Origin of the sequence: Lwoffella lincolnii, from assembly GCF_037201985.1 — a bacterium.
GTDB classification, from domain to species: Bacteria; Pseudomonadota; Gammaproteobacteria; order Pseudomonadales; family Moraxellaceae; genus Psychrobacter; species Psychrobacter lincolnii.
Genome location: NZ_CP147511.1, coordinates 513,020 through 527,920 on the forward strand (window position 1 = coordinate 513,020; position 14,901 = coordinate 527,920).

At 42.1% G+C, this 14,901-nt stretch carries 12 protein-coding genes; 4 read left to right on the forward strand and 8 right to left on the reverse strand.

Annotated features, from left to right (window positions below):
* Positions 1-49: 49 nt before the first annotated feature.
* Complete coding sequence (locus tag WDM69_RS02280; protein ID WP_078307156.1) at positions 50-463, reverse strand: Ohr family peroxiredoxin; 414 nt, start codon at positions 461-463, stop codon at positions 50-52.
* Between the two features lie 356 nt (positions 464-819).
* Between WDM69_RS02280 and mazG the strand changes: the two genes are divergently transcribed.
* Both mazG and WDM69_RS02290 read left to right on the forward strand, forming a co-directional pair.
* Entirely contained in the window at positions 820-1,800 is a 981-nt protein-coding gene (gene mazG / locus WDM69_RS02285) for a nucleoside triphosphate pyrophosphohydrolase (protein WP_411350519.1), read from the forward strand.
* Between the two features lie 35 nt (positions 1,801-1,835).
* Positions 1,836-2,324 (forward strand): ComEA family DNA-binding protein, encoded by a 489-nt coding sequence (locus WDM69_RS02290; RefSeq protein WP_338755607.1) that lies wholly within the window; start codon positions 1,836-1,838, stop codon positions 2,322-2,324.
* Between the two features lie 15 nt (positions 2,325-2,339).
* Here WDM69_RS02290 and WDM69_RS02295 read toward each other — a convergent pair whose 3' ends face one another.
* From WDM69_RS02295 to rsmH, 6 genes are all read right to left on the reverse strand, one after another.
* Positions 2,340-3,974, reverse strand: coding sequence for a UDP-N-acetylmuramoyl-L-alanyl-D-glutamate--2,6-diaminopimelate ligase (locus WDM69_RS02295; RefSeq protein WP_338755608.1), 1,635 nt, complete (start codon positions 3,972-3,974; stop codon positions 2,340-2,342).
* Between the two features lie 148 nt (positions 3,975-4,122).
* Positions 4,123-4,911, reverse strand: a complete 789-nt coding sequence (locus WDM69_RS02300; RefSeq protein WP_064637761.1) for a HinfI family type II restriction enzyme — start codon at positions 4,909-4,911, stop codon at positions 4,123-4,125.
* Positions 4,904-6,001, reverse strand: coding sequence for a site-specific DNA-methyltransferase (locus tag WDM69_RS02305; RefSeq protein ID WP_338755609.1), 1,098 nt, complete (start codon positions 5,999-6,001; stop codon positions 4,904-4,906). Before WDM69_RS02305 ends, WDM69_RS02300 begins: the two co-directional genes overlap by 8 nt.
* Before the next feature lie 58 nt (positions 6,002-6,059).
* Positions 6,060-8,282, reverse strand: coding sequence for a penicillin-binding protein 2 (locus WDM69_RS02310; RefSeq protein ID WP_338755610.1), 2,223 nt, complete (start codon positions 8,280-8,282; stop codon positions 6,060-6,062).
* Between the two features lie 2 nt (positions 8,283-8,284).
* Positions 8,285-8,812, reverse strand: a complete 528-nt coding sequence (locus tag WDM69_RS02315; protein ID WP_338755611.1) for a cell division protein FtsL — start codon at positions 8,810-8,812, stop codon at positions 8,285-8,287.
* Between the two features lie 94 nt (positions 8,813-8,906).
* On the reverse strand, positions 8,907-9,956 hold the full coding sequence (gene rsmH, locus WDM69_RS02320; RefSeq protein WP_338755612.1) for a 16S rRNA (cytosine(1402)-N(4))-methyltransferase RsmH: 1,050 nt from the start codon (positions 9,954-9,956) through the stop codon (positions 8,907-8,909).
* Between the two features lie 261 nt (positions 9,957-10,217).
* On the opposite strand from rsmH, the gene gltX reads away from it, so the two are divergent.
* On the forward strand, positions 10,218-11,765 hold the full coding sequence (gene gltX / locus WDM69_RS02325; RefSeq protein ID WP_338755613.1) for a glutamate--tRNA ligase: 1,548 nt from the start codon (positions 10,218-10,220) through the stop codon (positions 11,763-11,765).
* 106 nt (positions 11,766-11,871) lie between these two features.
* Positions 11,872-13,368 (forward strand): UDP-N-acetylmuramoyl-tripeptide--D-alanyl-D-alanine ligase, encoded by a 1,497-nt coding sequence (locus tag WDM69_RS02330; protein ID WP_411350514.1) that lies wholly within the window; start codon positions 11,872-11,874, stop codon positions 13,366-13,368.
* A 39-nt stretch (positions 13,369-13,407) separates the two neighbouring features.
* Here the strand turns inward: WDM69_RS02330 and WDM69_RS02335 are convergent, their stop codons facing one another.
* Complete coding sequence (locus tag WDM69_RS02335; protein ID WP_338755614.1) at positions 13,408-14,844, reverse strand: UDP-glucose/GDP-mannose dehydrogenase family protein; 1,437 nt, start codon at positions 14,842-14,844, stop codon at positions 13,408-13,410.
* Positions 14,845-14,901 lie beyond the last annotated feature (57 nt).

Sequence of the window (14,901 nt, forward strand, 5' to 3'; positions counted from 1 at the left end):
CCCCAAACCATATTTGTGATTTGGGGCTTTTGATGGTAAAAAATGGCAATTATTGAACTTCTGATGTTACTTCTACTTTAATATTGCCTCTGGTGGCTTTAGAGTAAGGGCAAACTTCGTGAGCTTTTTCAACTAATTTTTGCACATCATCAGAAGATAATTCAGTGTCTTTTGCAATGACATGAATTTTGGCTGCCAACTGATAATCATGTTCATCACCTTGCAACAGCTCCACGGTGATTTGAGTGGTTGATGCAAAGTTAACGTTTTGTGATTTTTTGACCACAGATAAAGCCCCATCAAAACAGGCAGCATAGCCAACAGCAAATAACTGTTCAGGATTATTGCCGTCCTGACCGCTACCAGGTGATACCATGTTGATGCTTAAATCGCTGTCGCTCAGTGTTGCTTTACCAGTGCGTCCACCTGTTACCGTGGCTTGAGTTGAATATAATGATTTCATGAGAATGTTTTCCTTATTTGTTGATTATGGTAGAGTAAATGGCGTATTTGTATTTAAGGTTCAATGTTACATTTTTAGGTTCTATTTGGATTCAAGTTGGGTTTAATGACAAGTGACAAGTAACAAGTTCAATTCAAATTGGTACACTTGAACCATCATCGACTTTACTTAAACCGCTCTTAAACCGTTGTCTACTTTAGCACATATTGCTATAAATTGGCATGTTATCCTGTTGCTATGTGTGTGTTTTGTGCAAAAATTTGTTTAAATGGTATTTTACATTTTTTGCTTAACGTCTTTTGCTTAACGTCATTGGCACGATTAACAAGGGCATTGTGATTAACAAAGGTATTGTGATGACCAATCAAGCTAACCACATCAATTTAATCAACTCATTAATCCACTCAGTTCACCCACCCACCAACATAACCACTGTGGTAACCACACCCACACCGACTGCTGATAATCCCCCAGTTGCCACAGGACAACTTGCTGACTTACTGTCATTGATGGCACGGTTACGAGCGGATTGTCCATGGGACATCAAACAGACCAATCAAAGTCTGATTCCTTATGCCATTGAAGAAGCTTATGAACTGGCAGAAGCAGTACAAGCTGACTTGCAAGACGGTGGCACAGATGATGAGGAATTAAAGTCTGAGTTGGGTGATGTGTTGTTACAAGTGGTTTTTCATTGTCAATTATATGCTGAGCAAGGGCGTTTTGGCATGGCAGATGTTATCCAAACCTTGCAACAGAAGCTTATCCGCCGTCATCCACATGTGTTTGATGCTGATAATCTACCCGATGAAGCCGCTGTTAAACAGCGTTGGGACAGCATTAAGGCTCAAGAATTGGCAGATAAACTGGCTCGTGGCAAGGCAATCAGTCAGTTGGATAAGGTCAAGGCAGGCTCAGCATTGATGCAAGCCCAAGCTTTACAACACCATGCCAGCAAACTTGGTTTTGATTGGAGCGATGATGATGTGGGGGTGTTTGATGCCATTGACAAACTACAAGAAGAAATTGACGAATTAAAAGCCCTGATTGAAGATAGGCAAAGACTGAATCAAGAACAGTGCGATAATCAACAGCAAGCGATGAACAAACAAGCGATGAACAAAGAAATGGGCGATTGCTTTTTTGCCTTGGTGAACATTGCTCGCAAATTGGGATTAGATGCAGAGATTGCAACACTTAGTTGTGTGCATAAGTTTCGCTCACGCTTTGCTTATGTCGAACAAGAACTGGCTAAAATTGGCAAAACCCCTGAAAATAGCACCCTTGGCGATATGGATATTCTGTGGGAACAAGCAAAAGACCTTGAAAGTCCTTAACCCAATCATGATACAGACCTCATAAGACAGACATCATGACACAAATAATAACCAAATATTGGCATCAAAAACAGCTAAAAAAAGGCTGTCGAATGTCTGATTTTTATGTCTTGTTTGCCAATATGTCATTTTTGGTTGTTTTGTTTCTATTTGCTTTGTTCATCACATTACCCATTGGTGCGTTTGCTGATATGGGTAAGGTTTTGGCAAATAAAAATCTGAAACATGGTGGTCAGCATGGCAGTCATCAATGCCATGCTGACATACACACCGCTTATGCTCACGTCATTACTCAAGAGCGATTGCAGTATGATGAACGGTATCGTCCGATGGTTAATATTAACCGTGCTGATGAAGCCACATTGACCACATTAGAGGGTATTGGGGCAAGCAAGGCTCAAGCAATCATTCTTTATCGAGAGATGTTTGGTGGTTTTGCCAATGTTGATGAGCTGACAAAGGTCAAAGGCATTGGGCAAAAGACGGTGGATAATAACCGAGACAGATTAAGCGTGATTGATTAAGCGTGGCTGATTGGATTATTGGTGATGGGCTTTTAACAGTTCGCTGACCACTTGACGGTCATCAAAATCATGACGCACCCCTTGGATTTCTTGATAGGTTTCGTGTCCTTTGCCAGCGATGACCACGATGTCGTTTTTTTTGGCATGGCGTACCGCATATTCAATTGCTTGTCTGCGGTCAGCTTCGATGATGGTTTTATAATGTTGCTCACAAGTCATGCCTGTTTGCATGTCATTTAAAATTTGATTGGGGTCTTCATATCTGGGGTTGTCAGAAGTCAATACCACCTTATCTGCCACTGCCAGACCTGCTTGTGCCATGAGTGGTCGCTTGCCTTTATCTCGATTGCCACCACAACCGAATACTGCCCAAAGTTTGCCCATACAATGGGGCTTTAGACTGCTAAGCACTTGTGTTAACGCATCAGGTGTATGGGCATAATCCACAATAAAACACCCCATCGGTGATGGCACTTGCTCCATGCGTCCGTCCGCCCCTTTGAGCTGGCTGACTTGTGTCGGTAAAGCATCTAATGATACACCCAAGGCAGTCGATGTTGCCATGGCTGCCAATAAATTGGCAACATTGAACCGACCCAACAATGGGCTGTTGACTGTCAGCTGACCAAAGGGGCTGTTAAGGTGTATTTGTGTGCCAGTCAGGCTTGGCTGAATGTCGGTAGCGACAAAGTGAGCATCTGTTTCTTTGCCAATACTTTTGTCCTTGACTAAAGAATACGTCCATACCGTCAGTCCGCCATGTTTGGCAGTGTTTATCATCAAGTTGGCATAAGTGTCATCGGCATTGATGATGGCATGGGTAAGGCTTGGGAAATGGTGACGGTCAAACAACCGTGCTTTAGCGATGGCGTATTCGTCCATATTGGCGTGATAATCCATGTGATCACGGCTTAAATTGCTGTAAATGGCAACTTTGATGGGCAGACCTTGCAAGCGGTATTGGTCAAGCCCATGTGAACTGGCTTCTATTGCCAAGATTGACACGCCATCTTGTGCCATTTGATAAAAAAACTGTTGTACCGTCAAGGCATCACCTGTGGTATGGGTGGCTTGTGTCAGTGAGCCAAGTTTGCCGTTACCTGCTGTTCCCATGACTACACTGGTATTGCCCATGCTTTGCATCAGCTGGGCAACCAGCTGGGTGATGGTGGTTTTACCATTCGTACCTGTTACTGCCACCACAGTGGGTAAGGGGGTGCTTGCTTGGTTTTTAGTTGAATGTTTGGTTGATAGAAAAACGGCCATCATACTGCCCAAAAATTGACGAATGTCAGGTGTGTGTACGATATGGGGGTAATCTGACAGTTGTGGACAATGTTTGACTAACAATATTGGGTCAATCTCGCTTAAAATAAAAGCGGTGTTTGGTAAGGCCTGTTTGGCATATTCAGCACTGCGCGCCATGTCTTGTGTGGTGCTGGCAAGTAAGACAAAAGCTGGCTTGTTGTCATGCTTACTGTCATCATGCTTATTGTCATATTGTGGCGACTGACTGGACAGTTGTCTTGAGTCCAAACAAAAACCATCAAACGCCACCTGCCAAATGGGTGCTAATGCGTGTTGTAAGTCATCGGTATTCATCGCATGTAATGATGAGTGGTCAAAAAGCTGGGCAAGGGTGATTGGCATGATACGGTGTCCTTGTGGGGAATTTTTGTTGAATCATGATGACATTAAACAACCATATATTATATTTACGTAAATTTTTGCTACTTTTTACCAACAAGATGATTGCTTACTTTGGTGATGAAATCATCAATATTTAAATCCAAGCTCTCTACTTTATCGCCATTATTTTTCTATACAAATCATCAAAGGCTTTGATATTTTCTGAGCTTTCTGAAAGAGTACGCATATACAAGTCAACATCTTCATATTTAATTTTCAAAAACTCATCAAAAAATGATTTACCACGCCTGATGTTTGTATTTTCTGGAACATAAATATTTCCCTTCATTTTCTTGTTATTAAAAAAGAAAAGTATCGGTTTAATTTGTGTGTTTGGAAGTTCGCGAACCAAATAAGCATATGTTTTAATGAATTTTCTGTTTATATCAACAAATTTTCCCGTATCGTGGTCATCATTGTATTTAACTTCCAAATAATAAACGATACCTGTTTCTTTATTTTTAAATAAAATATCAATATCATGACTGATTGAAGAAAGATTTAAATCATCATCATTTTTAATTTCATTTAAAAGTTTTAGAAATTCTTCATCAAGATTGATTATATTGCTATACTGGCATAAACTTATGAACTGGTCTATTCGGTTGTCATTTTGTGTAGATAATTGAAATTTATTGCTTTTTTTACCACTATAATCTTCTAGAATTTCATATCTACCGTCAGATTTTATTAGAAGAGTCATAAACTCTTCTAAAAAGTTCCCAAATTGGATATTCATACTTTGTAATATTCCACCAAAAATACGGTAATTTCTTGGTATAAAATGTATTTTTAGTTCATGCTTTTTAATCAAATTTTTTAGTTTATTTTCACTGCTGCTATTGATTAAAATATTAGAAACCGCTTGGTTTATTAGGTCTGAAATTTCATCATTCATGGGGTTTTCCTGATTGGTTGGTGTATTCATATCTTAAACTATCAAGGGTAATAAAATTACCATCTCTAAACAAATAAAAATAATCCCAGCCGTTATTATTTATTTTCTTTAGATATTTGGCACTCATTTTATGTATTGACAAGGTTTCTTCATTGTCTTTTACATTACCGTCTTGGGTAACAATACAGATTTCATTTTTATTTTTATCAAATAAAGTTTGTCCAATACTCAAAAAATTAGCTTCAATAAGTGTTTTCATTGGTACTTTTGGAGGTTTTGTCTCCAAAGAAAGCAGTTCAATATCGCTAGGTTTTGGCTTGATTTCTCTAAGCCTTTTTTCGGCTATATCAATGTATTTTTGTTCTCGCTCAATCCCGATATAATTGCGTCCCAATGCTTTAGCCACCGCCCCAGTTGTCCCCGTTCCAAAAAATGGGTCTAGCACGACATCATTTGGTTTTGAAGATGATAAAATCACCTTGTAAAGTAGGGCTTCAGGCTTCTGTGTGGAATGGGCCTTTTTACCGTCTTCCCCTTTAATTCTTTCACTTCCTGTACATAATGATATTTGCCAAATACTGCGTTCTTGCTTGTCATCATTTAAATGTTTCATTGTTTTGTAATTAAAAGTAAATTTATTTTTTTTGCCTTTTGAACACCATAGCATGGTTTCGTGAGCATTACAAAATCTTGTACCGCCAAAGTTTGGAACTGGATTTGTCTTATTCCAAATCACATCATTTAAAATCCAAAAATCTAAATTCTGCATGATATGGCCGATTCGATAAATATTCTGAAATGAGCCGATAACCCAAATAGAGCCAGTAGGTTTAAGGATTCTTTTGCATTCTTTTAGCCATGATTCACAAAAAGAATCGTATTCTGAAAAATCATTAAACTTATCCCACGCATCATCAACGCCTGCAAATTTATCCCCATTAGTGCGTAATAATTCACCCTCTGTCTGCATAAAATAAGGAGGGTCAGCAAAGATTAAATCAATACTTTCACTTGGCACAGTTGTTAATTGCTCAATACAATCGCCTTTTAAAATGGTATTGAGTAAATTATTAACAATTTCTTTTTTCATGGTTTATAAACTCTTAATTCTAGGAATGTTTTTTTATATTATTGGATTTAATTGCTCATCATGATGACGTTGTGGTGGATTTTAATGGTTTGTCATATGGCACATCATACAGGCGTAAGGCTTCTTGCATGACGTTATGAAAGACAGGAGCGGCCACTTTACCTGCATAGTGTTGCTTTTGTGGGTTCTCTACTGAGATGACCACCACCAAACGTGGGTTGGACACAGGAGCAACACCAGCAAAAACGGTGCGATGCTGGTCGCTAAAATACCCCCCTTTTGGGTTAACACGGCGTGATGTGCCAGACTTGCCTGCCACTCGATAACCATCAATGGCAGCTGATGTTGCTGTTCCTCCTGGTAGGGTAACTGCTTCCATCATATCAACAATGGCGTTGGCATCGGCACGACTGATAACTTGTGTTGGGCTTGGTGCCATTTTGGGCTTGTCTTGTTTTGGCTGATATGGGGTTGTGTTCGATGTGTCTTGAGATGGGTCAGATTTAATCAGGCTAAGTGGCACTTTAATGCCACCATTACCTAATGTGGCATAGGCTTGAGCCAATTGTGCTAAGGTAACTTCTAACCCATAACCATAGCTGACTGTGGCACGGCGGGCGGTTTCGTTATCCTTGGGGATAACAACCGTGCCTTTTTGTTCACCAGGAAAGTTTAAGGCTGTTTTTTGTCCAAAACCAAACTTATGTTGCATGTTACTGATGGCATCACTGGGTAACGATAGGGCAATTTTGGTGGAAGCAACAGTACTGGATTTTTGTAATAGTGTGGCAAAGCTGATTGTGCCAAGATTGCCATGATCATTAATCGTATGTCCTTTAATGCGAATATAGCCTGGTGATGTGTCAATCAGCGAATCTTTGTGATATTTATCTGACGCCAATGCCGCAGCAACAGTAAATGGTTTCATCACCGACCCTGGCTCAAAGCTGTCTAATAAGGCTCGGTTACGTTGACTTTCTCCTGTCATCTCAGATAGGTTGTTGGCATTAAAAGATGGCCATGACGATAACCCCAATATTTCACCAGTCTTGATATCGACCACAATGCCCGTTGCCCACATGGCTTGCTGGTATTTGCCGACTGCTTCAAGCTCTTTATATAACAGATATTGTAAGCGAGAATCGATGGTTAAGGTAACATCTTGCCCCGCCACCTCTGGTTCAATCTGTGCCACTTCTTGCAACGTGTTGCGTTTGCCATCTTTGACCACCAATACCTTGCCTGCTTTACCAGCCAGTACGTCATCATACTGGCGTTCGATACCTGCCCGTCCTCGATAGCCACTTTTGGGGTCGCTTGCACTTTCTGCCATAAAGCCTATGAGTTGTGCGTTGGGTTGTGATTGTGGGTAATAACGGCGTGTGAGCCTATCTTCATATACGCCATAAAACTTTAAATCAGTAACGCTTTTGGCAATTTCTGGGGTAACTTTGTTAAACAACAAAAAATAATGTGACCCTGCCCCTGATGGTAAAGCAGATTTAACCGCATCATCGTCATGCACATCAATGTCATCACGCAGATTGACGCTTTTTTTTAGGGCATTGACATCGACTTTGGCGGTGGTTGCTAAGTTGTTCAAATCCATCTGTTGCATTTTTTTGGCTAAGTTATTTTTGGTTTCACCAGGTTTGCTGTCAATCCATTGTTTTTTGAGTTCATAAAAATCACGGGCATAGTCGTGGGGGCTAAAATATACTGTAGACAGTGGGGCACTGATTGCCAAAGGGTATCCGTTGCGGTCAACAATCATTCCTCGATAGACGGTTTGTGTGCTGACACTGTGAATAAGCTGGTTGCCTTTGTCTTGATAAAACTTGGGGTTGATGACTTGCAGATAAAATGCCTTGCTGATTAAGATGGCAAACAGCAACGCGCTGACTCCCCACATAAAATAAAAGCGGAATTTATCAGTTTGATGGTTGCCTAAGGTAGATGCTCCTGATGATTCATATATGAACCAACGAGCCAACCGTCCTCGCTTGTCATCAGCGTGCTTGTTTTTTTTACGTTTTGTCAGACGAGCGTCATTGGTTGGTTCACGTTTGACTTTATTTAGCCAAGTAATTTTTGTATTTGTCTTATTTTGAGAACTTGTCTGTGTTTGTTTTGTTCCTGTTTGTTTTGCCCCTGTTGGTGATGTTGATGGTGAGTTTCGCTTCAAAAGTTTGGTTACTTTGGTTGCTTTTGCTGTTTGGTTGGCTGGTTTTTTGTGGGTATGGCTTATTTTGCCATTTGGGTTTGTGGGTTGCTTTGCCATGGTCATTGCCCTGCCTTTGGTTTGTTGTTGATTGACTGAGCAATGTTTTGTTGATTTTGGTGGTGTTGGTTTTGGCGGTGTTGATTTTGGTTGGGTGTGGTTGTTTGTGGCATGCCTTTGATGCTGACGGGTTGAACGATGAGTTTTTCAGACAATTTGGGTGAATACATACGCAACTGGGCCACCGCACGGGCGGCGATTTGTGGGGTGGCACTGAAGGTTTGTTGTTCAATCAATAGGCGTTGGTGTTCGATTTGTAATTGACTGAGCGTTTTTTCTTTGTTTTTTAGGGTTTGATAATCTTGACGATATTGCATGGTTTGTTCAGCAATGTTGATGCCCGTGCCAATGATGCCAATGACTAAGGCAATCATTGCCACTAAATAAATGCTCACCCCCCGATAACGGTGTGACAACAAATCGGCAAGGTCAGAACCATCGTGTTGGGCGTTATGATGGGAGACTTGTGTGTGGGGGTTGTTTGCAAGCCCATCGTATTTAAATGAATGGGTGTGGCGGTGGTTGGTCATGGTGTGGGGTTACTCAATAACATATCAACGGCTGTTTGGTTATTTTGAAAAAATGGGCTGTTTTAAAAATGGGTTGTTTTAAAAAACTGTCAAATCACCCCATCTGATGGCGGACATCAGAACGCACCGCAAACCGCAACCAAGCACTTCTGGCTCTGGGATTGGTGTGCATTTCTTGGCGACTTGGGGCAATGCGTTTGGGTTTGGCAAAGTACTTTGGACGTTTTGGGGGTATGGGCAAGATGGCATCTTCAAGGTATTGCCCCTTGCTGTGGTTTTGCAAAAACTGCTTGATGCGTCTGTCTTCTAATGAATGAAAACTGATGACTGCCAGCCGTCCACCTGTGTTTAATGCCTGTATGCTTTGGTGCAAAAATGTGTCAATATCACCAAGCTCATTATTAATAAAAATTCGCATCGCCTGAAAACTTTGTGTGGCAGGGTGTTTGCCTTTTTGCCAGTTAGGGTGAGCCTGTTTGATGACTTCAGCAAGCTCAAGTGTTGATGAATAGCTGTCCATTTGTTTAATCGCTTTGGCAATACGGCGACTGTGGCGTTCTTCACCGTATTCATACAGTATGTTTGCCAGTGTTGTCTCATCTACTGATGACAGCCATTCTCCCACTGACTGCCCTTGACTGGTGTCCATTCGCATGTCCACCGCCCCATCACGCATAAAACTAAAGCCACGACTGGCATCATCAAGCTGGGGTGATGACACCCCCAAATCCGCCATGATGCCATCGACATGCTCAATGCCCAGTCGTTGTAACTGTTGGGTTAAATGAGCAAAGCTGTCGTGTATCACCTTCACTCTGGGGTCATGACCAGCCAATGCCTGTGCCACTGCAATCGCTTCTGGGTCTTTATCAAACACCAATAAACGAGCATCGTCATGTAAATACTTTAATAACAAACGGCTATGCCCACCACGCCCAAAAGTTGCATCAACAAATGTCCCTGTGGCTAAATTGGCATGTGCCAAATCATTCACCCCAAGCACTGCTGCCACTGTCTCTGACAACAACACACTTTTGTGCGTAAAGTCTTTGTGAGCAAAATTGTGAGCAAAATCATCGCTGACATCATTGCCAGTCAAGCAGGCATCGTCAGTTAGGCAATCATTAGGCAAGTGGTCATTCATCGCAGAACACACATCAAAATCAGGCAGGCACATTTTGGCTAAAATTTATACAACCTACTATTATGACGCACAATTATCATTGGTCAAGAGTAAATGGTGAATTTTATGGTGATAATCTGAATAAAAACAGGTTTTGGCAAGCAAACATGAAATTATCTTACGAAACCAGTATAATAAAGCCATCACGCTTGTTTTTAACCAATTCATGTTTTTAACCAATTCAATGTCAGTAAACCAACTTTAACAAACCAAAGAGCCATCATGTCCACACTTGCCAACCAACCCAATCAACCCAATCAACAACCAGCCACTGTCAATCACCGTCCTGTCCGAACCCGCATCGCCCCAAGTCCGACAGGATTTCCGCATGTGGGAACGGCGTATATTGCCTTATTTAATTTGGTATTTGCCAAAGCTTATGGTGGTGAATTTATTTTACGCATCGAAGACACCGACCAAACTCGCTCAACCAGCCAATCAGAACAGATGATTTTAGATGCCCTAAAATGGGTTGGGCTTGAGTGGTCAGAAGGTCCTGACGTGGGAGGTCCACACGCTCCTTATCGCCAAAGTGAGCGTCGTGATATTTATAAGCAGTATGCCGAAAAATTGTTGAATGATGGACATGCGTTTCGTTGTTTTTGTACCCCGCAAGAACTCGATGCCATGCGTGCTGAGCAAATGGCAAAAGGTGAAGCCCCTCGCTATGACGGACGCTATGCCCATTTGTCCAAAGAAGAATCGGACAAACTTGCCGAATCAGGCAAACCTTTTGTTATCCGTATGCGTGTGCCAAGCGAAGGCAATTGCACCTTTGATGACATGCTCCGTGGGCAAGTAACCATTCCTTGGGAACAAGTGGACATGCAAGTGTTGCTAAAAACGGACGGCATGCCAACTTATCATCTTGCCAATGTGGTCGATGATCATTTGATGCAGATTAGCCATGTCATTCGTGGTGAAGAGTGGATCAGCTCTGCACCCAAACATCAGTTGTTGTATCAATACTTCGGTTGGGAAATGCCTGTTTTGTGCCACATGCCTTTATTGCGTAATCCTGATAAATCCAAGCTGTCTAAGCGAAAAAACCCCACATCCATCACCTATTATCGAGATGCAGGATTTTTACCACAAGCCTTGCTTAATTATTTGGGTCGTATGGGATATTCATTGCCATCTGAACAAGAAAAATTTAGTCTAGATGAGATGATTGATGGTTTTGATATTAAACGAGTGTCATTGGGTGGCCCCATCTTTGATACTGACAAGTTAAGCTGGCTTAATGGCGAATATCTGCGTGAGCTGACCCCAGAACAGCTAAAAAATAAAATCCTAAACTGGGCAAATGACAGCGATAAACTGACCGCCATCGCCGCCGCCATTCAACCACGCATTCATTTGCTCTCTGATGCGGTTAATTGGGCAGGGTTTTATTTTCAAAATCTGCCGACCATCACAGCGGGTGATTTTGAGCATAAAACCTTAAGCCAAGAGCAAATTGTGGACATCTTACAGCTTGCCACATGGCAACTTGAATCCTTGCCAATATGGACAGAAGACAACATATTTGCCACCTTAAAAGGACTGAGTGGGGCATTGGACATCAAATTGCGAGACATGATGGCCCCGTTTTTTGTGGCGATTGCAGGCAGTGCTTCATCTACCCCTGTGATGAACGCCATGTTTGTCATCGGTGCAGACATGACACTGGTACGCTTGCGTCATGCCATTGACGTACTTGGCGGTTTGGGTAAAAAGAAACTCAAAAAATTAGAAAAACAAGCAAGCGAGATGGGGACATTTGTGTGAGCGGACGTGATTGATGATAACAATGACGTGAATGGACGTGAATGTTAAAAACGTGAATGTTAAAAACATCAGATGGTCAACATAATCATAATAAGGACAATGCCCTATGACGAAAACCGATGGTCAATACGCCAATCAGCAACTTGCCAATCAGCAATTTAATGGTCAGAAACACACCAAACAAAACACCATGAACAGTCAAGGGTTGTATATTTGGCAAGCAAATAATCTACTCACCGCCACCAAAGCGATGAATGGCAAATGGCTGACTGCTGATGACACAATGCCATCTTTTGCCAGTGGTCGTATTTCAACAGACACTCGCACACTACAGATGGGTGATGTTTTTTTGGCGTTATCAGGTAATAACTTTGATGGGCATGATTATATCAATAGGGCAGTCAGTCTTGGGGCAGTGGCTGTCATTGTTGAGCGTCCGAGTTCCATCAATATTCCCCAGTTGGTCGTTGAAGACACTCGCATTACCCTAGGTTTGTTGGCGGCTCATCGCCGTATGGCTCATCGTGGTGTTACTATCATCGCCATCACAGGCTCAAGTGGTAAAACCACGTGTAAAGAGATGCTTGGTAGTATTTTTAGCCGTCTTGCTCCGACTTTAATTACTCGTGGTAATCTTAATAATGATTTGGGCGTACCCATGATGCTCCTAGAATTATCCGACCAACATCAATATGCAATACTAGAGCTTGGGGCAAATCACATTGGTGAGATTGCTTACACCAGCAATATTGTCCGTCCTGATGTGGCTTGTGTGCTGAATGTTGGGACGGCACATTTGGGCGAGTTTGGCAGTCGTCAAGGTATTTGTCAAACCAAAGCTGAGATTTATCATACTTTAAGCGACAAACAACATGCCATTGTCCCTGATAAAGATGACTTTAGTCATGAATTACGTAAAGTCGCTGAACAACATACCAGCCATGTCATCGGTTTTGGCAACACAGACATCAGTGCCAGTCACTTGGAAGTTGAGCCAGAACGCAGTGAATTTATGTTGCATTTTGGACATTTTACTCATCACGTAAAACTGCCTTTATCTGGTGAACATAACGTCAATAATGCCTTAGCCGCTGCTGCTTGTGCTTATGCTGTGGGTATTGACATCGCAGACATCATCATAGGCCTTGAGCAGACCCGCCCACCAAAAGGCCGTTTAAGCAGTCAGTTACTTGGCAAACATCGCTTGATTGATGACACCTATAACGCCAATCCCCATTCTGTTCGTGTTGCTGCCAAAGTATTGGCATCGCAAACAGGGGATAAGATTTTGGTATTGGGCGACATGGGCGAGCTTGGCAAGGCAGCAGTTGCCGAACACCAAGCTTTAGGACGCACCATTGCCACTGTTGGTATTGATGCCTTATTTGCCGTTGGGGAATTTGCCCCATATACCATCAAAGGGGCAAATGAAGTGGGCGGTATCGAGGCGGTTGCTTTTGATAATAAAACGGATTTGCTCACTGCTTTACAAGCACGCATCAACCAAGAACAAACCAGCAAAGCCACCTTATTATTTAAAGGCTCACGGCATATGTGCATGGAAACCTTGATTGAAGCACTGACCAAAGAAAGCGAAGCATGACTAACCCATGCTCACATTATCTATATCCATTATCTATATCTATCTGCCCATGCCCACATAGTCTCCCACCAACTGAGCAACTTGAGATGTGCTGAAACAATTTTTTGCGTCAAATACTGGAATTGCCACGTCATTGATGCGAGCCACTTGCACCGCCTGAGCGTTATCCCAGCTTATCACAAATAACGCATGGGCATCATTGATGCGTTCATAAGGGTGCTGTAACAACGTCAGTTTTGGCTTAACCGATTGTGGTTGATTTGGTTGTGATTGTTCTGATTGTAGATAAGTCAATCGCAATTCTTCTGTGGCTTTATCTGCATACACTAAGGTTTGAATGTCATACGACCATAATAAACGCAATAACGGATGAATGGCAGAGTTTTGTGTGCGTCCTGAGCCTGCTTTATAACTGCCACCCCAAATCAGTACGGTTTTATTGTCTATCAAACCATCAAAATACTGCCAGAACTTGCGAAATATCAGCTCTTTTTGGTCTTCATTAATGGCATCTACTGCCGTGATGAGCCGACTGTCAGTGTGTGTCTGTGCAAAACTTTGCTTAATCAGCTGCATCTCGACAGGAAGCGTTCGCCCACCAAAGCCCCAACCAGCTTGTAAATAGCTTGCTCCGATGCGACTGTCTAATCCCATGATGTGACTGATGCGTGTGATGTCTACTTTATGTGCGTCTGCCAGTCTTGACAGCTCATTCATATAACTGACTCGAGTGGCAAGCATCGCCATGATGCCACTACGAGCAAACTCCATGGTATTGATATCCGCCACTTCACTTTGTTTGGCATGATTTTGCAATAAAGTCAAAGAAGACACCCGTTGACCACTGTTGGGTGTTTTTTCACCCAATAGCCATAAAAATGGAGACAGCATTGAGTGATATGCTTGACCATCTTGTAAAAATACAAACGGCACATAATACACCCAAGGGCGGTGTAATTGTTGTGATAATTGATGAAAATAGCCGATGGGTTGTTTGCCTGATAACACAATGGCAACCGACTGGTATTCACTGGTGTTACAAGCCGTAACCATGGCATCTGTCCAGTCATTTGTTGTCCAATCAATGATGTCGTGTTGAGCCTGTGTTTGTTGATTGACCAGCTGTTGATTAATCAGCTGTTGATTGGCTTGAATGGTGTCATTCACAAACCACCAAATCACTTCAACCTTTGATTGACAAATATTTTGCCAAACGGATATGTCAGCATCATTAGCATGAATTTTTTGGGGTAGCTGGGATAATTCAATACACCCTTTATTCACATACAACTGCCATAACGCCATCACCTGATGCTCAAAACTGTATTTTTCTAAGGTTGCTTGTAGTCGTTGTTTGTGACTGTAAATCTGCACTTGATGACCAAACGTTGCCAGCACCACAGCGGTGGTTACGGCATCAATGTCATCGCCCAATAAGATATCATTTGTCATGTTTTTGGTGGTTGTTATGGTCATGTGGTTACTGTTTATATGGTTGCGATGGTTTTATTTGGGGTGTATTTAGGGCTTGAT